This window comes from Streptomyces sp. 135, assembly GCF_020026305.1.
Lineage (GTDB): Bacteria > Actinomycetota > Actinomycetes > Streptomycetales > Streptomycetaceae > Streptomyces.
In genome coordinates this window covers 2,319,368-2,339,655 of record NZ_CP075691.1, presented here as the reverse complement: position 1 = coordinate 2,339,655, position 20,288 = coordinate 2,319,368, and the positions used below count along the sequence as shown (strand labels likewise).

Sequence of the window (20,288 nt, the reverse complement as noted above, 5' to 3'; positions counted from 1 at the left end):
GAACCCATCTTCGCACTTGTCGACGGGAGGCGGGACGCCGGGCCAGGCTGTGAGACGTCCGATCAGCCGTCTCCAGCGGTTCTGCCGTGTACGAACGTACGGATTTCGTCGAGGGCGAAATCACGCGGGGCCCCGGACGCGTGGAACGTCCGGAGCCCCGAGGCGATGCTCGCGAATCAGCCCAGGTCGCCCGCGGCGGTGCGCTCGGCGAGGCGGACCAGGGTGCGGACCGCGGTGCCGGTGCCGCCCTTGGGGGTGTAGCCGAACGGCGCGCCCTCGTGGAAGGCCGGGCCCGCCACGTCGAGGTGCGCCCAGATGATGCCCTCGCCCACGAACTCCTGGAGGAAGAGGCCGGCGACCAGGCCGCCGCCCATCCGGTCGCCGATGTTGGCCATGTCGGCGGTGGCGGAGTCCATGCCCTTGCGCAGTTCGGCGGGGAGCGGCATGGGCCAGGACGGCTCGCCGACCTCCTCGGCGATCTCGTGGACCGACGTACGGAAGGCGTCGTCGTTGGCCATGATGCCGAAGGTGCGGTTGCCGAGCGCCACCATCATGGCGCCGGTCAGGGTCGCCACGTCGACGATCGCGTCGGGCCGCTCCTCGGAGGCCTTGGCGATGGCGTCGGCCAGCACCAGACGGCCCTCGGCGTCGGTGTTCAGGACCTCGACGGTCTTGCCGCTGTACATCCGCAGGACGTCGCCGGGGCGGGTGGCGGAACCGGACGGCATGTTCTCGGCGAGCGCCAGCCAGCCGGTGACGTTCACTTCGAGGCCGAGGCGCGCGGCGGCGACGACGGCGGCGAAGACCGCCGCGGCACCGGCCATGTCGCACTTCATGGTCTCGTTGTGACCGGCGGGCTTCAGCGAGATGCCGCCCGAGTCGTACGTGATGCCCTTGCCGACGAAGGCGAGGTGCTTCTTGGCCTTGGAGTGCGTGTACGAGAGCTTCACCAGGCGCGGCGGGGCGTCCGAGCCCGCGCCGACGCCGAGGATGCCGCCGTAGCCGCCCTTGGTGAGCGCCTTCTCGTCGAGCACCTGGACCTTGATGCCGTGCTCCTTGGCGGCCGCGGTGGCGACCGCCGCGAAGGCCTCGGGGTCGAGGTCGTTCGGCGGGGTGTTGACCAGGTCGCGGGCGCGGTTCAGCTCCTCGGCCACGGCGGTGGCGCGCTCGACCGCGGCCTTGTACGCCTTGTCGCGGGGCTTGCCGCCGAGCAGGACGGCCTCGGCGAGCGGCGCCTTGGCGTCCTTGCCGTTCTTCTTCGCGGGCTTGGTGTCGCCCTGGTCCTTGTACGCGACGAAGGAGTACGCGCCGAGCAGCGCGCCCTCGCCGAGGGCGCAGATGTCGTCGGCGTCCTCGACGGGCAGCGCGAACGCGGCCTTCTTCACGCCGGTCAGGGCGCGGGCGGCGACGCCTGCGGCACGGCGCAGCGCGTCCGTGCCGTACGTCTCGTCCTTCTCCGGGACCTCGCCGAGGCCGACCGCGACGACGACCGGGGCCTTGATGCCGGACGGCGCGGGCAGCTTCGTCACCTCGCCCTCGCCGCCCGAGGCGCCGAGGGTCTCCAGGACCGAGGCGAGCTTGCCGTCGTACGCCTTGTCCACGGACTCGGCGCCGGGTGCGACGACCAGAGCCCCCTTGGAGCCAGAGCCCTTCGCGACACCGACGACGATCGCGTCGGCACGCAGGCCGGACGCGGCGGCGGTGCTGAGAGTCAGAGCAGTCACGGTGGTGAGGTCCTCTTTCGGTTGGTTTCGACGGGCTGTGGGGTGGTGAGCCCGTCGCGAGCCTACGCCCGTGAGCGCTGCGGTGCGCCTGACTGTGTGTGTTCGATGGAGTGTCGCGTACGCGGCGGTTTCCGCCGACCCGGGAGTCAGCCGAGCACGAGCACCACCAGAGCGGTGGTCGCCGCCGTCTCGGCGAGGCCGCCGAAGACGTCTCCGGTGACGCCGCCGAACCGTCGTACGCAGTGGCGGAGCAGCAGTTCGGCGGCGCCGAGCGCGAGGACCACACAGGCCGCCGCCCGCGCGATGCCGTACGTACCGAGCGGTGCGCCCGCGCCCGCCGCCGCGCCCGTGACGACCGCCGCGACCAGCAGTGCCCGTCCTCGCGGCACGACCCCGGCGACGGCGGCGCCGAGGCCTTCGGGGCGGGCCGGGGGCACTCCGGCGCGGGCGGCCAGGGTGAGGGCGAGCCGGGCGGCGGTGGCCGAGACGACGACGGCGACGGCGCCTTCCGCCCAGGACCTCTCGTAGAGCCGGCAGACCGCGGCGACCTGGGCGAGGAGCACGAAGAGCAGGGTGAGGACGCCGAAGGGGCCGATGTCGGACTGCTTCATGACGCGCAGCGCGTCGTCGGCGGGCCTGGCGCTGCCGAGGCCGTCGGCGGTGTCCGCGAGGCCGTCGAGATGCAGGCCGCGGGTGAGGGCGGCGGGCGTGGCGACGGTCGCCACGGCGGCGAGCAGGGGCCCGGCGCCGAGCAGCGTCAGGGCGCCGCCGACACCCGCCGCGCAGAGGCCGATCACCAGGCCGGCGAGGGGGGCGCACTGCATGCCGGCGCGCGCGGCTCCGCGGTCCCAGCGGGTGACCCTGACGGGGAGCGCGGTGAGGGTGCCGAAGGCGAAACGTATGCCGTCGGCGGGGGAGGTTCTGGACACCGCGGCAGGCTACCCCGGGCGACGGGCCGCCCTGCGGATCGCCCTGCGGGGACGGAGGATGGCCGCATGAGCGACTGGTGGTACCGGAACGTCGTCGAGCCGGGGAAGCTGCCGCTGCTGCTCGCGCTGCTCTCCTTCGTCGGGTCGTTCCTCGTCACGCGGACGATCACCCGGCTCATCCGGGCGGGCAAGGGCCCGTTCCGGAACATCAGTTCGGGCAAGGTGCATGTCCACCACGTCGTGCCGGGCATCTTCCTCATGCTGGTCGGCGGGTTCTGGGCGGCGGCCGCCGGGCGGCACGGTGCCGCCCCGCTGTACGCCGCCGTCATCTTCGGGACCGGCGCCGGCCTCGTGCTCGACGAGTTCGCGCTGATCCTCCACCTCGACGACGTCTACTGGAGCGAGCAGGGCCGCAAGAGCGTGGAGGTCGTGATGCTCACGGCCGCCCTGGTCGTCCTGGTGCTCACCGGCTTCACGCCGTTCGGGGTCGACGACCTGACGGCCGTCGAGCGGCACAACCGCGGCCTGCTGGCGCTGAACATCGGGCTGAACTGTGCCTTCGCCCTGATCGCGCTCCTCAAGGGCAAGCTGCGTACCGCCCTGATCGGCATGGTGATCCCGCTCGTCGCGCTGGTCGGCGCGGTCCGGCTGGCCCGGCCGGGATCGGCGTGGGCGCGGCGCTTCTACCGCGACCGGCCCCGGACACGCGCGCGTGCGGGCCTGCGCGCCTTCCGCCACGACCGCCGCTGGGCGAGGCCGCGCCGCAGGCTTCAGGACTGGATCGGCGGCTTCTCGCCCGACCCGAAGCCGTACCGTGACGCGGACCCGGAGCGCTTGCCGCCGCCTCGGTGAAGCACCGCGGAGAGCGCGCAGAGCACCAGCACGGCCGCGATCGCCGCCAAGTGCTCCTTGCCCGCGAGGTTGTCCTTGACGATCACCTCGACGACCATCAGGGCGGACACCAGGGCCGCGGTGCAGTACGCCCGGTGGCGCCAGCACACGTACAGCGCGAGGCCCACGACGGCGGCGGACGGGCCCGTGTCGACGACCCGCGCGTCCGAGGCGGGCAGGCCGACGGGGCTGCCGGGGCCCAGCTCGATGCCCACGCGCGCGTAGAGCGTGCCGGCCAGCGTGGCCACGGACGCGATGAGGAGCGCGCGCCGCCGGCCGAGGCAGATCTCGGCGATCCCGAAGACGAGCAGGATCTGCGCGAGCGCACCCCATACGGGCAGGTCGAGCGCGGGCACGAAGAGGGAGAGCGGGGTGCGCAGGAGCGCGAGCCACAGGGGGTCGTCGGCGCGCACGGCGCCGACGTTCTGGACGAACTGGTATCCCCAGGACCGGTTCTGCACGTACTGCAGGAGCGCGGTGAGGCAGACCGCCGCGAGCGTCATGGGCACGGCCCGCCATCGCCGGGCGACGAGCGCGTCGCGCACGGTGGAGACGAGGGGTCTCCACTCGGCGCGGGCGAAGCGGGCCAGGGTGCTCATCGTCTCGACTCCAGATGCTTGCGGTGCAGGAACTTCGGCAGTCCCGGCGCTTCGAGGAAGCCTTCCGCGCGCGCCGACGCGATGCCGATGCGCGGCAGGTCGCCGCTCTTCTCGAAGAGGAGGAAGCGGGGTTCCCAGATCGGCCGGTACTTGGCGTTGGCGCGGTAGAGGGATTCGATCTGCCACCACCGGGAGAAGAAGCTGAGCAGCGACCGCCACAGGCGAAGGACCGGGCCCGCGCCGAGCCGCGAGCCACGTTCGAAGACCGACCGGAACATCGCGAAGTTGAGCGAGACCTGCGTGACCTGGATCTCGGGGGCGCGCTGGAGGAGTTCGATGACCATGAACTCCATCAGGCCGTTCTCGCTGTCGCGGTCGCGCCGCATCAGGTCCAGGGAGAGCCCGCGCGGCCCCCACGGCACGAAGGAGAGCACCGCCCTCAGCTCGCCGTCGGCGTCCGTGCACTCCAGCATCACGCACCGCCCGTCCGCGGGGTCGCCGAGCCGTCCGAGCGCCATGGAGAAGCCGCGCTCGGTGGCGCCGTCGCGCCAGTCGTCGGCGCGCCGCAGCAGTTCCGCCATCTCGTCGGGCGGAATGTCCTCGTGGCGGCGGATGCGCACGGTGTAGCCCGCGCGCCTGACGCGGTTGTACGCCTGGCGGACGGTGCGCATGGCCCGCCCCTCCAGGCTGAACTCCGCCGTCTCCACGATCGCCTCGTCGCCCAGCTCCAGAGCGTCCAGGCCGTGCCGGGCGTAGATCGTGCCCCCCTCCTCGCTCGCGCCCATCACGGCGGGGATCCAGCCGTGCTCGCGGGCCTCGGCGAGCCACGGCTCGATCGCCCCCGGCCAGGCCTCCGGGTCGCCGATGGGGTCGCCGGAGGCCAGGGAGACGCCGCCGACGACGCGGTACGCGACCGCCGCCTTGCCGGTCGGTGACCAGACGACGCTCTTCTCGCGGCGCAGCGCGAAGTAACCGAGCGAGTCGCGCTCGCCGTGCCGGGCGAGCAGTGCGCGCAGCCGCTCCTCGTCCTCCTCGCTGAGCGGATCGACGGCCCTGCGGGAGCGGAACGCCGCGTACAGGACGGCGCAGAGCAGCAGCGCGCTGAGGACGTTGATGGAGACGTTGACCCAGCCGGGCGTGGTGATGCCTTCGAAGCGCTGGTCGTCGGCGGCCAGCGAGACCAGGCGCATGGTGCCGTAGCGCCACCGGTCGAGGAAGGCCGAACGGTCGCCGTCCTGGGCGCGGTTGGTGACGGTGACGAGCAGCGCGGCGATCAGCGACGTCACGAGGAGCCCGCCGACCGCCACGGCCGAAGCCAGCCTCGGGTTGGACCGGTCGCCCTTGGCGTAGAACTCGCGTCGCCCGATGACCAGCGCCGCGACGAAGGCGGCGGTCAGGACGAGGGAGATCCAGTTCTGCGCGTACCGCCGGACCTCCGGGAAGCACATCGCGAAGGCGAAGAGCAGCAGGAAGAGCCCGCTGAGTACGACGTTGAGGATCCACGCGGCGCGCTTGCGGCGCCGCATCGTGATCGCCAGGAACATCGTGAACGCCCCGGACGCGAAGCCCGCGGTCAGCAGGTACGGGGTGAAGTAGTTCTCCGTGTTGTGCTGCCGCAGGTCCTGCCCGAGGGAGACCCAGACCGCGCTGAGGAAGTTGATGAACGTGACGGCGCGGAGATACCAGACGGTGAAACCGGCGGCGCGGCGTTGTGTGACGGTGCGTGGTTTCCGTTGCCTGGTGACAACCTGCTCAACTCCCATAAAAAGGGATCATATGGGCAAGGCCGTCGTGCCGTTCCGTGCCGCCGGACGCCTACTCGGTGGGCGGAATGGCAGGCTCCGCCTGGGCCTCCGTTTCGGTGTCCCTCTCGGCCTCCGCCTCGGTCTCCGCGGCGGCGGCCCGCTCCGGCAGCTCCGCCGACAGGGCCGCGGCCGCCTGCACCAGCGGCAGGGCCAGCAGACCCCCGGCGCCCTCGCCGACCCTGACCCCGTGGTCCAGGAGGGGCTCAAGGGCCATCCGGTCCAACGCCTTGGCCTGGGCCGGCTCCCCGCTGTCGTGCCCCGCGAGCCACCAGTCCGGCGCCCGGAAGGCGACCCGCTGGGCCACCAGCGCCGCCGCCGACGCCACCACGCCGTCGAGGATCACCGGCGTACGCCGCACCGCGCACTGCAACAGGAAGCCCGTCATCGCGGCCAGGTCGGCGCCGCCCACCGTCGCGAGCAGCTCCAGCTGGTCGCCGAGCACGGGCCGCGCCCGCCGCAGGGCGTCCCGCACCGCCGCGCACTTGCGCATCCACGCCAGGTCGTCGATGGCCTCGCCGCCCCGCCCGGTCACCACGGACGCGTCGGTGCCGCAGAGCGCGGCGATCAGCGTCGCGGCGGGCGTCGTACCCCCGACGCTCACATCGCCGAGCACGATCAGATCGGTGCCGGAGTCGGCCTCCTCGTCGGCTACGGCCATGCCGGCGCGCACCGCCCGCTCGGCCTCCTCGGCGCTCAGCGCGTCCTCGATGTCGATACGCCCCGAACCGCGCCGCACCCGGTGCCCTGCGACCTCGGCGGGCAGCTCGGCCGGGTCGCAGTCGAGCGCCATGTCGACGACGCGTACGGGCACGTCGAGGCGGCGCGCGAGCACGGTCACCGGACTCTCGCCGGCCAGGACGGCACGGACGAGAGCGGCGGCGCTCCCCGCGGGCCGCGCCGAGACACCGAGCTCGGAGACGCCGTGGTCGCCCGCGAACAGCACCACGCGCGGCCGCTCGACGGGCCGCACCGGCACCGCGGCCTGGGCCGCCGACAGCCACTCGCCCAGCTCGTCGAGGCGGCCCAGGGATCCGGGCGGCAGGATCTGCCGCTCCCTGCGCTCCTCGGCGTCGCGGCGCACCCCGCCGTCGGGCCGCTCGATCAGGTCGGTGAAGTCGTCGAGATTCAGCGAGCTCATTCGCCGAACAGTACCGGCAGGCCGGGCGCCGGTGTTCGAACGGCCCCGAGGGCCGGGACCACCGTCCGGCGGGAGCTCCCCGGCGGTTACGGCATGTGCCTCATTGGGCACATAACGTCATTGCCGGACCTAATCCACCAAAGCCGCACACTTCAGGAGTACGCCATGGACGTCGCCCAGCGGATCGCCGAACGACGCCCCGCCTACCTCGCCGCCCTCGCCCAGGGAACCGAGCGGTTCCACGAGCCCCGCCGCCGTGCCTGCCCCTGGTGCGGCTCCCCGCGGCTGCGGCCCCGGCTGCGCACCACCGACCTGGTCCAGCACAAGCCGGGCACCTTCACGCTCGACCAGTGCGCCCACTGCGGCCACTGTTTCCAGAACCCCCGCCTCACCCCCGAAGGCCTGGCCTTCTACCACCGCGACCTCTGCCACCGGGAGGGCCTCGGCGGCCTCGGCGGCCTGGGGGGACTGGGCGGGGCCGGCGGCGTCGGGGGCATGGGCAGCAAGGCGCTCGGCAGACTCCTCGGCGCCAGACCCACCGACCGGCGCCATCTGGCCCGTGCCCGCGCCCTGCGCGAGTTCGACGAGCCCGAGTGCTGGCTGGACGTCGGCACCGGGCGGGCGCTCTTCCCGGCCCTCGCCAAGCAGGTCCTGCCGTACACGTCCTTCGACGGGCTCGACCCCGGCAAGGGCATCGAGGTGGCCGTGCGCCGAGGCCGGGTCGAGGAGGGCCACCGCGGCACCCTGACCGGACTCGCCGACCGCCTCGCGGGCCGGTACGACGCCCTGAGCCTCTTCCACCAACTGGAGCGCGGCCCCGACCCCCGCGCGGAACTCGCGGCGGCGAGGACCGTCCTGCGCCCCGGCGGCCACCTGATGATCGAGTCCCCCGACCCCGGCTGCCGGTACGCCCGACTGCTCGGCAGGTGGTGGCCGTCGTACTCGCAGCCCCGGCACCTGCACCTCGTGCCGCTCGCCAACCTCCGCGCGGGACTCGAGGAACTCGGCTTCACGGTGGTGCGCGTCGAGCGCCGCGCCTCGCATGTGCCCGCCGACCTGAGCGGGGCGCTCGCCCTCTTCCTCGACCGCTGCCTGCCCCGGGCCGACGTCCCCTGGCGCGCCAGGCCCGCGCCCCGGCTCGGCCTCACGATCCGCCGCGCCGCGTGGTGGGCCGCCGTGCCGGTGCTGACCCTCGCCCAGGCCCTCGACCGGCTCCTGGCCCCGCTGCTCACCCGCGTCGGCTTCTCCAACACCTACCGGGTCATCGCGCGCAGGGGCGAGGCCACCTGACGTACGCGCGGCGACCGGAAGGCCGGCCGGGTCAGCCGCGCAGCGCCAGCGCCTGTCCCGCCACGACGAGAAGCACGTGCTCGCACTCGGCGGCGAACGCCGCGTTCAGGCGGCCCAGTTCGTCGCGGTAGCGGCGGCCCGACGCGGTCGCGGGGACGATGCCGGAACCGACCTCGTTCGAGACGGCGACCACCGTGCGCCGGGTGGCGCGCACCGCGTCCGCCAGCTCGGCGACCCGCCCCCGCAGCCGCCGCTCGCCGCCGCCCGCCCACTCGGCGTCGTCCCACGCGTTCACCTCGTCCATGACGTGGGTCAGCCACAGCGACAGGCAGTCGATGAGCAGCGGCGGCCCGTCGTCCTTCAGCAGCGGCATGAGGTCGCAGGTCTCCGCGGTCCGCCACGAGCCGGGGCGCCGCTCGCGGTGCAGGCTCACCCGGTCAGCCCACTCGGCGTCGCCGTTCCTGGTCCCGCCCGTCGCGACGTACAGCACCTCGGGGAAGGCCTCCAGGCGCCGCTCGGCCTCCACCGACTTGCCCGAGCGGGCGCCGCCGAGGACGAGGGTGCGGCGCGGCACGTCCGGTACGTTCTCGTAGGCGCCGACGACGAGCGTCGTCCCGTCCGGCACGGCCCGCGCGCCCGCGGCCGCGAGCCGGCGCGTCAGCTCCGCCCCCGGCGGCACCTCGTGGCCGATGTGGACGGCGATGACATCGGTGGTGGGTCCGACAGCACCGGCCGCGCGCAGCCGGGCGAGCCCGTCGGGACGCCCGAGGACGTCGGCGAGGACCATCTCGTACGCGGGCCGCCCGCCGTGCGCCCCGGTGAAGCCGAGGCCGAAGCCGTTGCCGTCGCCGTCGGCGAGCCCCGCGGGGGCGCCGCCGGGCGGCAGGTACAGCAGCCGTTCGCCGTCCGGGCCCGTCACCTCGTACCCCGAGCCGGGCGCGTCCAGCGCCACCGCCCGCACCCGGTGGCCGGTCAGCAGCGCCAGCTCCCGCCCGTCGGCGACGCGACCGGGCTGCGGGAGGCCGGCCGGGACCTCCACGGCGGGCCCGTCGTGCGGATGGGAGAGCAGGACCTGGCGCACACCGCCGAGCGAGTGCCCCGCGCGGGCCGCCGCGAAGGCCGCGCCGGGCGTGAGGTCGAGCAGCAGGACGCCGTCCACGAGCAGCGCGGTGGCCGCGCGCGCCGCGTCATCGAGGGCGGTCGCGCAGGCCGCGCAGGGGCAGCCGGGGAGGGGCAGTCCTTCGGGGGCGCCGGTGCCGAGCAGAGTCAGTTCCACACGAAGATCCTCCCGCGTCGGGTCCGGCGCCGCGCGCCCGGCTAGGCTTCAAGCGGATTCAGGCGGCTCCCAAGCCGCTACGGGACCCTCGGGAGGCTGACGATGGCAGCATGGACGTGGCGGTTCGAGAAGGCGGACGGGACGGAGGTCCAGCCCGCGCTGACCCCGGAGGAGTTCACCACACAGGGTGACGCCGAGTCCTGGGTCGGTGAGTACTGGAAGGAACTGGCCGAGGGCGGCGCCGATCAGGTCTCCCTCTTCGAGGACGCGACCAAGATCTACGGCCCGATGAGCCTGCACCCGGACGCGGAGGACGCGCAGGCGTAGCGGGCCCCACGCGGACATACGACACGCGGACATACGACACGCCAACATACGAGAGGCGGCGGCCGGCCCCCCCGGCCACCGCCTCTCCTGCGACCGGGCGCTAGCCCACCCACTCCCGCAGCAGCTTCTCCCGCTCCGCGGCCCGCGGGGTCCCGCCCTCCCACGTGCGGCCCCACTCCGACATCGCGGCAAGGGTCGTGGCCATCGTCGCGGCGCCCTCGGTGAGGCGCGCCAGAAGGGCGCGGGAGAGGTCGACCTCGGCCGGGGGGTAGCCGACGGCCGCGGCGGAGTACGCCAGCAGGTCGAGGTCACCGCCGGCCGACGCCACGCGCAGCGTCATCATCGGCGGGGTCTCCTCCGTCGGGCCGGTGACCATGGGCACCGCCAGGTTCATCACCGTCCCCACGGCGAGGTTCTTGACCGCGCCGATCTTCCGCATGAGGGACTTCACGGGGACGTCCGTCACCGTCAGGGCGCGTATGTCCTCCCACAGCCGCAGGCCGGACTGCCCGTCGCCGAGGGCCACCACGCCCTCGGGGGCCAGCCGCACCCCGGGCGCGAGGCCGGACGGCTTCGCGCCCACGTACACATCGCCCTGGGCGATCCAGAAGAGGCCCACCATGGCCATGCGTCGCTCACTTCTCCCGCCGACGGCGCCGCCGCCGGAGCTCCTACGTCATGTTCCCGGGCCCGTGGCCCCAGTCCCGCTAGTCCCGCACGCCGCACAGATGCAGCAGCGCGGCGACCCGCCGATAGGGGTCGGTGCGCCCCGCCCGCTCCTCGGCGGCCAGCAGCGCCTCCAGCTCCCACTCGGGGGGCAGCGGCGTGCCGTCCGGGACGGTGTCCGTGAAGACCCGCACGCCGTACCAGACCTGGAGCGGTGCCGCGATCCCCGCCAGCGTCGCCGACAGCGCGTCGAGCCGGTCGGCCCGCACGTCTAGGCCCAGGCGGTTGCGGTACGTGACGGAGTCGAAGGCGGCGACGGCGCCGCTCCAGTCCCCGTCGAGCCCCGGCCGCATGGCCAGCGCGTCCGCGTTCCGCACGAGGAGCGAGAGCAGCCCGCCGGGCGCCAGCATCCGGGCCAGTCCCGCGAGCAGCGCGTCGGGCTCCTCGACGTACATCAGTACGCCGTGGCAGAGAACCACGTCGAAGCTGCCCGGCAGGAAGTGCACCCCGGTCTGGTGGCCGTCGCCCTCGACGATCCGCACCCGCCCCTGGATGCCCTCCGGTTCCCCGGCGAGCGCCTCACGCGCGGCGGCGATCATCGTGGGGTCCCGCTCGATCCCGGTCACCTTGTGCCCGGCGCGGGCCAGCCGCAGCGCCTGGGTGCCCTGGCCCATGCCGACGTCGAGCACCCGCAGCCGCTGCCCCACGGGGAAGCGCGCCACTATCTGCTCGTCGAGCTGCCGGGCCACCAGCTCCTGACGCACGGCGTTGCGCAGTCCGCCCAGCTTCTCCAGCCAGGCCCTGGCCCCGCCGGTGAATCCGCTCAGGGCCGCTCTCCGCGCTTGACCTGCGGCTTCGGCAGCCGCAGCCGGCGCATCTGGAGCGTACGCATCAAGGCGTAGGCGACAGCGCCCTTCTTGCTCTCGTTCGGGAAGCGTTCGGCCAGGCGCTTCTTCAGGCGGAACGCGGTGGCGACCGAGTCCACGACGATCAGCACGATCACGAAGAGCCAGAGCAGCAGCGCGATGTTCTGCAACTGCGGTACGCGGACCATGCTCAGGACGAGGATGATCACCGCGAGCGGCAGGAAGAACTCGGCGATGCAGAAGCGCGAGTCCACGAAGTCGCGGGCGAACTTGCGCACCGGGCCCTTGTCACGGGCGGGCAGGTACCGCTCGTCACCGCTGGCCAGGGCCTCGCGCTGCTTCGCCATCTGCGCGCGGCGCTCGTCGCGCTGCCGCTTCGCCGCCTCCTTGCGCGTCGTCGGCGTATTGGTCACGCTGCGGCGCTGCGACTGTGCCATGGCGCGCTTGGGGGTGGGGCGGCCCTTGGGGGCCTGCGGGTCACGGGGCTGCTTGGAGTCGGTCACCGGCGCCTGCGCGGCCGGGGCCTTCTCTTCCTTGGATCGGCTACGGAACACAAAATCCAAGGGTACGTGGTGCGGGGGCATGGACCCCAGCCGGACGGGGAACGATCCGGCAACGCCGGGCGTCTTGATTTACGTGCCTAAGGGGACGTAGCAGGCGGTATCCAGTCGGCCCCAGGGGAGCACCTACTCCTTACGCCGGATCAGGGCCGGACGCAGTCGTCCTTGGGGATGAGCGCATCCGCACGCGAACAGTGCGGTAATGGATGCAGGGCCCGTACTGTGGGTTCTGAGCAGTACCTGGAGCTGGAAGTCCGTCAGAAGGGGGCGCGCGAAGCCCATGAGCGGTGTCATGAAGCGTATGGGGATGATCTTCCGCGCGAAGGCGAACAAGGCCCTTGACCGGGCCGAGGACCCGCGCGAAACCCTCGATTACTCGTACCAGAAACAGCTGGAGCTGTTGCAGAAGGTGCGCCGCGGCGTCGCCGACGTGGCGACCTCCCGCAAGCGTCTCGAATTGCAGCTGGCCCAGCTCAACAAGCAGTCCTCCACCCTTGAGGACCAGGGCCGCAAGGCCCTCGCCCTCGGCCGCGAGGACCTGGCCCGTGAAGCCCTCTCCCGGCGGGCCGCGCTCCAGCAGCAGGTGACGGACCTGGAGACGCAGCACCAGACGCTCCAGGGCGAGGAGGAGAAGCTCACCCTCGCGGCGCAGCGCCTCCAGGCCAAGGTCGACGCCTTCCGTACGAAGAAGGAGACCATCAAGGCCACGTACACCGCGGCCCAGGCGCAGACCCGCATCGGCGAGGCCTTCTCCGGCATCTCCGAGGAGATGGGCGACGTCGGCATGGCGATCCAGCGCGCCGAGGACAAGACCGCGCAGCTCCAGGCGCGGGCCGGCGCGATCGACGAACTGCTCGCCTCCGGTGCCCTCGACGACTCCTCCGGTCTCGCCAAGGACGACATCCAGTCCGAGCTGGATCGCCTCTCCGGTGGTACTGATGTAGAGCTGGAACTCCAGCGCATGAAGGCGGAGCTCGCGGGAGGCTCCAGCGGCGGCCAGCAGGCGATCGAAGGCGGCCAGGGCCAGTCCCAGCCGCAGCAGCAGCCGCAGGACACCCCGCGCTTCGACAAGCAGTAGCTCTACGTCCGAGGAGGACGACATGATCGTACGGATCATGGGGGAGGGGCAGGTGAAGCTGGCCGACAGCCACTTCGCCGAACTGAACAAGCTCGACGACGAGCTGCTCACGGAGATCCGGAGCGGTGACGGCGTCGCGTTCCGCCGCACGTTCCACGCGCTCCTGGACAAGGTCCGGGAGCTCGGCGAGCCCCTCCCGGACGACGCCCTGGAACCGTCCGAACTGATCCTCCCCGCCCCGGACGCGACCCTGGAAGAGGTCCGCGAACTACTCTCGGACGACGGCCTCTTCCCAGGCTGACACCCCCGTTACACGGACGTCCCGTAAGGGGCGCGGGGAACTGCGCGCCCAGCCACGTCCCACCCGCAGAAAACCCCGAAGCCCCCAAAGCCCCACCCCCGCCGACAGCCCGAGCCCCGCAATCCGCCCAGGCCCCCGCCAAGGCCCCGTACGGTTTGCACCGTGACCACACTCGTACGAGGCCGCGGCTGGGCCCGAACTCACCCGCTGGCGGTGGACGCGGCGCTCGCCTCCACCGTCCTCGTCTGCATGGTCGTCGGCTCCTTCGCCGAGCCCAACGGAGAGCACGGCCCCACGTGGGGCACCCGCACCCCCGACCTGCCGAGCCTGCTCCTGATGGCCCTCGGCGCCCTCGCGCTGTTCTTCAGACGCCGCGCCCCCTGGACGGTGCTCGCCGCCACCTGCGCCGCCTCCATCACGGAACTGCTCACCGGCGAACCCCGCGCACCCGTCGTGATGTGCGCCGTCATCGCGCTCTACACCGTGGCCGCCACCACCGACCGCTCCACGACCTGGCGGATCGGCCTGGTCACCATGGCGGGCCTCACCGGCGTCGCGATGCTCTCGGGCCCGCTGCCCTGGTACGCCCAGGAAAACCTCGGCATCTTCGCCTGGACCGGCATGGCCGCCGCCGCGGGCGACGCGGTGCGCAGCCGCCGCGCCTTCGTGGACGCCATAAGGGAGCGCGCCGAGCGGGCGGAACGCACCCGCGAGGAAGAGGCCAGGCGCCGCGTCGCCGAGGAGCGGCTGCGCATCGCCCGCGACCTGCACGACGTCGTCGCCCACCACATCGCCCTGGTCAACGTGCAGGCCGGCGTCGCCGCGCACGTCATGGACAAGCGGCCCGACCAGGCGAAGGAAGCCCTCGCACACGTCCGCGACGCCAGCCGCTCCGCCCTGGACGAACTCCGCGCCACCGTCGGCCTGTTGCGGCAGACCGGCGACCCCGAGGCCCCCACCGAACCCGCCCCCGGCCTGCACCGCCTCGACGAGCTCGTGGAGACGTTCCGCAACGCCGGCCTGCCCGTCGAGGTCGCCCTCGGCCAGGTCGGCCTCGACCTGCCCGCGGCCGTCGACCTCGCCGCGTTCAGGATCATCCAGGAGGCGCTGACCAACGTACAGAAGCACGCGGGGAGCGAAGCCAAGGCCGAGGTCAGCGTCGTCCGCGTAGGGCCGAACGTCGAGGTCACCGTCCTCGACGACGGCCCGGCCCCCGGCCAGGGCGGCGACGGCGTGCGGAAGCCGAACACCGACGGCGGCGGCCACGGCCTGCTCGGCATGCGCGAGCGCGTCACGGCCCTCGGCGGCAGCTGCACGGCCGGACCCCGCTACGGCGGTGGCTTCCGCGTCCATGCGATCCTGCCCGTCATCACGGCAAAGGGAGGGACCGCGTGACGATCCGCGTACTGCTCGCCGACGACCAGGCGCTGCTGCGCAGCGCGTTCAGGGTGCTCGTCGACTCCGAGCCCGACATGGAGGTGGTCGGCGAGGCGTCCGACGGCGCGCAGGCGGTGCGGCTCGCCAGGTCGGAGCGGGCCGACGTGGTCCTGATGGACATCCGCATGCCCGGCACGGACGGTCTGGCCGCCACCCGGCAGATCAGCGCCGACCCCGCCCTGGCCCACGTACGCGTGGTGATGCTGACGACGTTCGAGGTCGACGAGTACGTGGTGCAGTCGCTGCGCGCGGGCGCCTCCGGCTTCCTCGGCAAGGGCGCGGAGCCCGACGAACTGCTCGGCGCCATCCGCATCGCGGCGGCGGGCGAGGCGCTGCTCTCCCCGGTGGCCACCAAGGGGCTGATCGCCAAGTTCCTCGCGCAGGGCGAGGGTTCGGACGGCGAGGTGTCGGTGCGCGGCGAGCGCCTGGCCGCGCTCACCGGCCGTGAGCGCGAGGTCCTCGTCCAGGTCGCGGGCGGCCACTCGAACGACGAGATCGCCGAGCGCCTCGAAGTCAGCCCGCTCACCGTCAAGACCCATGTGAACCGCGCGATGGCGAAGCTCGGCGCCCGCGACCGGGCCCAACTCGTCGTCATCGCGTACGAGTCGGGCCTGGTACGCCCAAGGGTGGAGTGACGCGAGGGTCTGCGTACTGCGTCCGCAGTATGTGTGGCGCGAGAAATGGTCCTGGGAGCGAGGCAGCGCGCCCTGACCATGGCCGAGGGTGTGAGGGACGGGCCGCTCACCCCGCAGGCCTGCTGCCGCTACGCCACAGAGAGAGACCCCCATGTCCTGGCTGTCCAGGTTCAGCCTCGCCCAACGGGCCCTGATCGGATTGATGTCGATCATCGCGATCGTCTTCGGCGCGATCGCGATACCGCAGCTCAAGCAGCAGCTGCTGCCCTCCATCGAACTGCCCATGGTGTCCGTGCTCGCCCCCTATCAGGGCGCGTCCCCCGACGTGGTCGAGAAGCAGGTCGTCGAACCGCTCGAGAACAACATCGACGCGGTCGACGGCATCACCGGCATCACGTCCACGGCGAGCGAGGGCAACGCCGTGATCATGGCCCGGTTCGACTACGGCAGCGGCTCCGAGCAGCTCGTCGCCGACGTCCAGCAGGCCGTGAACCGGGCCAGGGCCGAACTCCCCGACGACGTCGCCCCGCAGGTCGTCGCCGGCTCCACCGACGACATCCCGACCGTCGTCCTCTCCGTCACCTCCGAAAAGGACCAGCAGGCCCTCGCCGACCAGCTCGACCGCACCGTCGTGCCGTCCCTGAAGGACATCGACGGCGTCGGCCAGGTCACCGTCGACGGCGTGCGCGACCTCCAGGTCGACGTCACCCCCGACGACAGGAAGCTGGCGAAGGCGGGTCTGACCCCGGCCGCGCTCGGCAAGGCCCTCCAGGCGGGCGGCGCCACGCTCCCCGCAGGCTCCTTCGACGAGGGCGGCAAGAACCGCACCGTCCAGGTCGGCGGCGGCTTCACCTCCCTGAAGCAGATCGAGGAGCTGCGGGTCACACCCGAGGCACGGCCCGGCGAGCGGCCCGGCAAGCCCGTGCGCCTCGGTGACATCGCCACGGTGAAGCAGCGGCCCTCGACGGCGACGTCCATCACCCGCACCAACGGTGAGCCCAGCCTCGCCGTCGCCGTCACCATGGACCGCGACGGCAGCGCCGTCGCGATCTCCGACGCGGTCAAGGACAAGCTGCCCGGTCTCCGCGAGGACCTGGGCTCCGGCGCCGAGCTGACGGTCGCGAGCGACCAGGGCCCGGCCGTCGCCAAGTCCATCGAGGGCCTCACCACCGAGGGCGCCCTCGGCCTGGTCTTCGCGGTCCTGGTCATCCTGGTCTTCCTCGCGTCGATCCGCTCGACGCTGGTCACCGCGGTCTCCATCCCGCTCTCGGTGGTCCTCGCCCTGATCGTGCTCTGGACCCGCGACCTCTCGCTCAACATGCTCACGCTGGGCGCGCTGACCATCGCCATCGGCCGTGTCGTCGACGACTCGATCGTGGTCCTGGAGAACATCAAGCGCCACCTCGGCTACGGCGAGGAGCGCGAGCAGGCCATCCTCAGGGCGGTGCGCGAGGTCGCGGGCGCGGTGACGTCCTCGACGCTCACCACGGTCGCGGTCTTCCTGCCGATCGGCCTGGTCGGCGGCATGGTCGGCGAACTCTTCGGCTCATTCTCGCTGACGGTCACGGCGGCGCTCCTGGCCTCCCTGCTCGTCTCGCTGACGGTCGTGCCGGTCCTCTCGTACTGGTTCCTGCGGCCCCCCAAGGCGATCCGCGGGGTCGACCCGCAGGAGGTTCGCCGCAAGGCCGAGGAGAAGGAGAGCCGCAGCAGGCTCCAGCGGATGTACGTCCCGGTGCTGCGCTTCGCCACCCGGCGCCGCCTCACCAGCCTCGGCATCGCGCTCGTCATCCTGGTCGGTACGTTCGGCATGGCGCCGCTGCTGAAGACCAACTTCTTCGACCAGGGCGAGCAGGAAGTCCTCAGCATCAAGCAGGAGTTGGAGCCGGGCACCAGCCTGGCCGCCTCCGACGCCTCGGCGAAGAAGATCGAGAAGATGCTCTCCGGCATCGACGAGGTCAAGGACTACCAGGTCACGGTCGGCTCCTCCGGTTTCATGGCCGCCTTCGGCGGAGGCACGGACACCAACCAGGCCTCGTACACCCTCACCCTCAAGGACAAGGCGTCGTACGAGAAGACGCAGGACCTGGTCGAGAAGGAGCTCGGCAAGCTGTCGGGCATCGGCCGGACCACGGTCTCCGCGGGTGACGGATTCGGCAGCCAGGACCTGAGCGTCGTGGTGAAGGCGGCCGACGCCGACGTGCTGCGCGAGGCGTCCGACCAGGTGCGCGACGAGGTCGCGAAGCTCGACGACGTCACCGACGTGCAGAGCGACCTGTCGCAGAGCGTCCCGAGGATCTCGGTCAAGGCCAACGCCAAGGCGGCATCCGCCGGGTTCGACGACACGACCCTCGGCCAGGCCGTCGCCCAGGCGGTGCGCGGCACCACCAGCGCCAAGGCGACCCTGGACGACACCGAGCGCGACGTCGTGATCAAGTCGGCGAAGCCGGCGAAGACCCTCGACGAGCTGAGGAAGCTGCCGCTCGGCCCCGACGTGCGGCTCGGAGACATCGCCGAGGTGAAACTGGTCGACGGCCCGGTCTCCATGACCCGCATCGACGGCGCCCGCGCCGCGACGATCACGGCCAGGCCGACCGGCGACAACACGGGCGCGGTCAGCGCGGACCTCACCGAGAAGCTGGACGCGCTGAAGCTCCCGGACGGGGCCACGGCCTCCATCGGCGGTGTCTCCGAGGACCAGGACGAGGCGTTCGCGTCCCTGGGCCTCGCCATGCTGGCGGCGATCGCGATCGTCTTCATGCTGCTCGTGGCGACCTTCCGCTCCCTGGTCCAGCCGCTGATCCTGCTGGTCTCCATCCCGTTCGCGGCGACCGGCGCGATCGGCCTGCTGATCGTGACGGACACCCCGATGGGCGTCCCGGCGATGATCGGCATGCTGATGCTCATCGGCATCGTGGTCACCAACGCGATCGTGCTGATCGACCTGATCAACCAGTACCGCGCGCGGGGTCACGGCACGATCGAGGCGGTCATCGAGGGCGGCCGCCACCGGCTGCGCCCGATCCTCATGACGGCGCTGGCGACGATCTTCGCGCTGCTCCCGATGGCCCTCGGCATCACCGGCCAGGGCGGCTTCATCGCCCAGCCGCTCGCGGTGGTGGTGATCGGCGGCCTGATCACCTCGACGCTGCTCACCCTGCTGCTCGTACCGACGCTGTACGCGATGGTGGAGCTCCGCAAGGAGCGCCGCCGCGCCAAGCGGGAGGCGAAGCGGACCAGGAAGGCGACCGCGCCGCCGCAGACCACCGACACGCCCGACACCGAGCCGTCCCGGGTCTGACCGCGGAACGACGTAAGGGGCGCCCGTCCACAGACGGGCGCCCTTAGACGTGCGATATGGCAGCGCCCTGAAGGGGCGCGGGGAACTGCGCGCCCGACCACGACGCGCCCGCAGGCGAACGAAACCGGCCGAGCCAAAGGGCGCCCAAGACGCCGGGCACCCCCACCGTTCCCCCCAGCGCAGCGCTACGGCAGTGCCAGCATCCGCTCCAGCGCCAGCTTCGCGAACTGCTCGGTCTCGCGGTCGACCTCGATCTGGTTGACGAGGTTGCCCTCCGCGAGCGACTCCAGCGTCCAGACCAGGTGCGGCAGGTCGATGCGGTTCATGGTCGAGCAGAAGCAGACCGTCTTGTCGAGGAAGACGATCTCCTTGTCCTCGGCGGCGAAACGGTTCGCCAGGCGGCGTACGAGGTTCAACTCCGTGCCGATGGCCCACTTGGACCCGGCAGGGGCCGCCTCCAGGGTCTTGATGATGTGCTCGGTGGAGCCCACGTAGTCCGCCGCGGCGACGACCTCGTGCTTGCACTCCGGGTGCACCAGGACGTTCACGCCCGGTATCCGCGCGCGCACGTCCTCGACCGACTCCAGCGAGAAGCGCCCGTGCACCGAGCAGTGCCCGCGCCACAGGATCATCTTCGCGTCACGCAGCTGCTCGACGGTCAGGCCGCCGTTCGGCTTGTGCGGGTTGTAGACGACGCAGTCGTCGAGCGAGAAGCCCATGTCGCGCACGGCGGTGTTGCGGCCCAGGTGCTGGTCCGGCAGGAAGAGCACCTTCGTCGGAAGGGGGCCGCCCTGCTCATACGCCCACTCCAGCGCACGCTTGGCGTTCGACGACGTACAGATCGTGCCGCCGTGCTTGCCGGTGAAGGCCTTGATGTCGGCCGAGGAGTTCATGTACGAGACGGGCACGACCTGCTCGGCGATGCCGGCCTCGGTCAGCACGTCCCAGCACTCGGCGACCTGCTCGGCGGTGGCCATGTCGGCCATCGAGCAGCCGGCGGCCAGGTCGGGGAGCACGACCTTCTGGTCGTCCGTCGTCAGGATGTCCGCGGACTCGGCCATGAAGTGCACACCGCAGAAGACGATGTACTCGGCGTCCGGGCGGGCGGCGGCGTCGCGTGCCAGCTTGAAGGAGTCACCGGTCACATCCGCGAACTGGATGACCTCGTCACGCTGGTAGTGGTGGCCGAGGACGAAGACCTTGTCCCCGAGCTTCTCCTTGGCGGCCCGGGCGCGCTCCACCAGGTCCGGGTCGGAGGGGGACGGCAGGTCGCCGGGGCACTCGACGCCGCGCTCGCTCCTGGGATCGGCCTCACGGCCGAGCAGCAGCAGCGCGAGCGGCGTGGGCTGCACGCCGAGGTCCACGAGCTCCACGGGGGACTGGGCGGTGGTCACGACGACACCTACCCTTTCTCTTCTGACAGACGAGCCTTTTCGTCTAATTGACGCTATCTATCATAACCGCTTCA

18 protein-coding genes are annotated in these 20,288 nt (G+C 72.3%); 8 read left to right on the top strand and 10 right to left on the bottom strand.

Annotated features, from left to right (window positions below):
- Nucleotides 1–176 precede the first annotated feature (176 nt).
- Entirely contained in the window at nt 177–1,724 is a 1,548-nt protein-coding gene (locus KKZ08_RS10565; protein WP_223774213.1) for a leucyl aminopeptidase, read from the bottom strand.
- Between the two features lie 146 nt (nt 1,725–1,870).
- Nucleotides 1,871–2,653, bottom strand: coding sequence for an adenosylcobinamide-GDP ribazoletransferase (locus tag KKZ08_RS10560; RefSeq protein WP_223774212.1), 783 nt, complete (start codon nt 2,651–2,653; stop codon nt 1,871–1,873).
- A 66-nt stretch (nt 2,654–2,719) separates the two neighbouring features.
- On the opposite strand from KKZ08_RS10560, the gene KKZ08_RS10555 reads away from it, so the two are divergent.
- Complete coding sequence (locus KKZ08_RS10555; RefSeq protein WP_223774211.1) at nt 2,720–3,505, top strand: hypothetical protein; 786 nt, start codon at nt 2,720–2,722, stop codon at nt 3,503–3,505.
- On the opposite strand, the gene KKZ08_RS10550 is transcribed toward KKZ08_RS10555, so the two are convergent.
- The 3 genes from KKZ08_RS10550 to cobT are packed head-to-tail and all read right to left on the bottom strand — an operon-like array spanning nt 3,424 to nt 7,086.
- On the bottom strand, nt 3,424–4,143 hold the full coding sequence (locus KKZ08_RS10550) for a hypothetical protein (RefSeq protein ID WP_223774210.1): 720 nt from the start codon (nt 4,141–4,143) through the stop codon (nt 3,424–3,426). The genes KKZ08_RS10555 and KKZ08_RS10550 overlap by 82 nt on opposite strands.
- Complete coding sequence (locus KKZ08_RS10545) at nt 4,140–5,906, bottom strand: phosphatidylglycerol lysyltransferase domain-containing protein (RefSeq protein WP_223774209.1); 1,767 nt, start codon at nt 5,904–5,906, stop codon at nt 4,140–4,142. The genes KKZ08_RS10550 and KKZ08_RS10545 overlap by 4 nt, the downstream gene beginning before the upstream one ends.
- A gap of 52 nt (nt 5,907–5,958) precedes the next feature.
- A complete protein-coding gene (gene cobT / locus KKZ08_RS10540; protein ID WP_223774208.1) occupies nt 5,959–7,086 on the bottom strand; it encodes a nicotinate-nucleotide--dimethylbenzimidazole phosphoribosyltransferase in 1,128 nt (375 codons plus the stop codon).
- 165 nt (nt 7,087–7,251) lie between these two features.
- Here cobT and KKZ08_RS10535 point away from each other — a divergent pair, with 165 nt between their 5' ends.
- The gene (locus KKZ08_RS10535) at nt 7,252–8,376 is read left to right on the top strand and encodes a class I SAM-dependent methyltransferase (protein WP_223774207.1); all 1,125 of its coding nucleotides are present in this window, start codon (nt 7,252–7,254) and stop codon (nt 8,374–8,376) included.
- A gap of 31 nt (nt 8,377–8,407) precedes the next feature.
- Here the strand turns inward: KKZ08_RS10535 and KKZ08_RS10530 are convergent, their stop codons facing one another.
- The gene (locus KKZ08_RS10530; RefSeq protein WP_223774206.1) at nt 8,408–9,652 is read right to left on the bottom strand and encodes a bifunctional adenosylcobinamide kinase/adenosylcobinamide-phosphate guanylyltransferase; all 1,245 of its coding nucleotides are present in this window, start codon (nt 9,650–9,652) and stop codon (nt 8,408–8,410) included.
- 102 nt (nt 9,653–9,754) lie between these two features.
- On the opposite strand from KKZ08_RS10530, the gene KKZ08_RS10525 reads away from it, so the two are divergent.
- Nucleotides 9,755–9,979, top strand: coding sequence for a hypothetical protein (locus KKZ08_RS10525; protein WP_223774205.1), 225 nt, complete (start codon nt 9,755–9,757; stop codon nt 9,977–9,979).
- Between the two features lie 100 nt (nt 9,980–10,079).
- On the opposite strand, the gene KKZ08_RS10520 is transcribed toward KKZ08_RS10525, so the two are convergent.
- The 3 genes from KKZ08_RS10520 to KKZ08_RS10510 all read right to left on the bottom strand — a co-directional run bounded on the left by KKZ08_RS10520 (nt 10,080) and on the right by KKZ08_RS10510 (nt 12,095).
- On the bottom strand, nt 10,080–10,607 hold the full coding sequence (locus KKZ08_RS10520) for a hypothetical protein (protein WP_223774204.1): 528 nt from the start codon (nt 10,605–10,607) through the stop codon (nt 10,080–10,082).
- A gap of 79 nt (nt 10,608–10,686) precedes the next feature.
- On the bottom strand, nt 10,687–11,394 hold the full coding sequence (locus KKZ08_RS10515; RefSeq protein WP_223778989.1) for a class I SAM-dependent methyltransferase: 708 nt from the start codon (nt 11,392–11,394) through the stop codon (nt 10,687–10,689).
- A 74-nt stretch (nt 11,395–11,468) separates the two neighbouring features.
- Nucleotides 11,469–12,095, bottom strand: a complete 627-nt coding sequence (locus KKZ08_RS10510) for a DUF3043 domain-containing protein (protein ID WP_223774203.1) — start codon at nt 12,093–12,095, stop codon at nt 11,469–11,471.
- A gap of 256 nt (nt 12,096–12,351) precedes the next feature.
- On the opposite strand from KKZ08_RS10510, the gene KKZ08_RS10505 reads away from it, so the two are divergent.
- The 5 genes from KKZ08_RS10505 to KKZ08_RS10485 all read left to right on the top strand — a co-directional run bounded on the left by KKZ08_RS10505 (nt 12,352) and on the right by KKZ08_RS10485 (nt 18,820).
- Nucleotides 12,352–13,149, top strand: a complete 798-nt coding sequence (locus KKZ08_RS10505; RefSeq protein ID WP_223774202.1) for a PspA/IM30 family protein — start codon at nt 12,352–12,354, stop codon at nt 13,147–13,149.
- A gap of 22 nt (nt 13,150–13,171) precedes the next feature.
- Nucleotides 13,172–13,450 (top strand): hypothetical protein, encoded by a 279-nt coding sequence (locus tag KKZ08_RS10500; protein ID WP_223774201.1) that lies wholly within the window; start codon nt 13,172–13,174, stop codon nt 13,448–13,450.
- Between the two features lie 162 nt (nt 13,451–13,612).
- Nucleotides 13,613–14,845, top strand: a complete 1,233-nt coding sequence (locus KKZ08_RS10495; RefSeq protein ID WP_223774200.1) for a sensor histidine kinase — start codon at nt 13,613–13,615, stop codon at nt 14,843–14,845.
- Nucleotides 14,842–15,522, top strand: coding sequence for a response regulator transcription factor (locus KKZ08_RS10490; protein ID WP_223774199.1), 681 nt, complete (start codon nt 14,842–14,844; stop codon nt 15,520–15,522). The genes KKZ08_RS10495 and KKZ08_RS10490 overlap by 4 nt, the downstream gene beginning before the upstream one ends.
- A gap of 151 nt (nt 15,523–15,673) precedes the next feature.
- Nucleotides 15,674–18,820, top strand: a complete 3,147-nt coding sequence (locus tag KKZ08_RS10485; protein WP_223774198.1) for an efflux RND transporter permease subunit — start codon at nt 15,674–15,676, stop codon at nt 18,818–18,820.
- A 185-nt stretch (nt 18,821–19,005) separates the two neighbouring features.
- Here the strand turns inward: KKZ08_RS10485 and nadA are convergent, their stop codons facing one another.
- Nucleotides 19,006–20,214: a quinolinate synthase NadA gene (nadA, locus tag KKZ08_RS10480; protein ID WP_223774197.1), complete on the bottom strand. Its 1,209-nt coding sequence runs from the start codon at nt 20,212–20,214 to the stop codon at nt 19,006–19,008.
- Between the last annotated feature and the right edge of the window lie 74 nt (nt 20,215–20,288).